Consider the following 631-nt stretch of genomic DNA (forward strand, 5'->3'; position numbering starts at 1 on the left):
TTATGGTGGGTTATGAAATGTTGGCAGAAAGCCAACGAGATTTAACTGCAGAGCAAGCGTCACAGCGTCTGCGTGATTTAAGTTACGTTCACTACAAAGAGCAGTGATTTAGTAGGTTCTAGGATCCTAGAACCTAAAAAACAGAAAATCAAACAAGTGGTTCACGAGCGCGAATGAACAAAGGGTTCGGGGATCTAAATACAATTTGAAACCGAGATTTAACTATGTCAGATCTAATCCAAAATGTGAAAGCTTCTTTTGAGCAAGTATTGGGCTATGCACCAAGCCATATCATCCAAGCGCCGGGTCGCGTCAATCTGATTGGTGAGCACACTGACTACAATGACGGTTTTGTCCTGCCGTGTGCTATTAACTACCAAACTGTCGTTGCTGCCGCAAAGCGTGACGACAATCTAGTCCGTGTGGTGTCTTTTGATTACGGCAATGCTGTGGATGAATTCGATATTAGCCAGGATATCACTTTTCAAGCAGACAAAATGTGGGTGAACTATATTCGTGGTGTGGTGAAGTGCTTGCTTGATCGTGGTTACTATTTCACTGGCGCTGATATATCAGTCAGCGGAAATGTACCGCAAGGTGCGGGTTTAAGCTCGTCTGCGGCGCTTGAAGT

At 44.5% G+C, this 631-nt stretch carries 2 protein-coding genes; both read left to right on the forward strand.

Annotation, left to right across the window (positions count from 1 at the left end; translation table 11 throughout):
- A partial coding sequence (locus R8O11_RS28800) for a hypothetical protein (protein ID WP_318195067.1) occupies nt 1-107 on the forward strand: 107 nt, incomplete at its 5' end.
- 117 nt (nt 108-224) lie between these two features.
- Nucleotides 225-631: galactokinase family protein (locus tag R8O11_RS28805; protein WP_318195066.1), on the forward strand; the 407-nt coding region annotated here is incomplete at its 3' end.

The sequence above is a fragment of the Vibrio sp. 1288 genome (genome assembly GCF_033344475.1).